Source organism: Actinomadura logoneensis (assembly GCF_003428695.1).
Taxonomy (GTDB): Bacteria; Actinomycetota; Actinomycetes; order Streptosporangiales; family Streptosporangiaceae; genus Spirillospora; species Spirillospora logoneensis.
The window spans coordinates 1-554 of sequence record NZ_QURH01000355.1 but is presented as its reverse complement, the minus strand read 5'-3'; the positions used below and the strand labels follow the sequence as shown (position 1 = coordinate 554).

Annotated in this window: 1 pseudogene; it reads right to left on the bottom strand. The window is 80.3% G+C overall.

Going from position 1 to position 554, the window contains the following annotated elements:
- Nucleotides 1–554, bottom strand: a pseudogene (locus DZF91_RS22695) (AfsR/SARP family transcriptional regulator); the annotation flags it as partial.

Below are 554 nucleotides of genomic sequence, written 5' to 3'. Positions count from 1 at the left end.
CGGCCAGCCGGGCGGCGTCCGCCGGGGGCGCCTCCTCCAGCGCGGCGCGCAGGTTGGCGGCCTCGGCGTCCAGGCGGGCGAGCCAGGCGCGCTGGCCGCCGTCGCGCAGCCGAGGTTCGGCGGTCTCGGCGAGCGCGAGGTAGTGGCGCAGGTGCCGGGCGCGGGTGGCGGCGAGGTCCTCGGCCTCGTCCAGGCGCTCCAGCGCGTACGCGGCGACCGACTCCAGCAGCCGGTAGCGCGGGCCGTCCGGGCCCTCGGCCATGACGACCAGCGAGCGGTCCACCAGCCGGGAGACCAGGCCGAGCACCTCGCCCGGGCGGACCCCGTCCCCCGCGCACACCGCCTCGGCCGCCGCCGGGTCGCAGCCGTCGCGCTGCACCGCCAGCCGGCGCAGGACGATCCGCTCGGACGGGGTGAGCAGCTCCCAGCTCCAGTCGATCATCGCGCGCAGGGTGCGCTGCCGGGCGGGCGCGCCGCGCCGCTCGGCCGCGACGACGCCGAACCGGCCGCCGAACCCGTCACCGGACCCGCCGCCGAAGCGGTCGCCCAGCCGG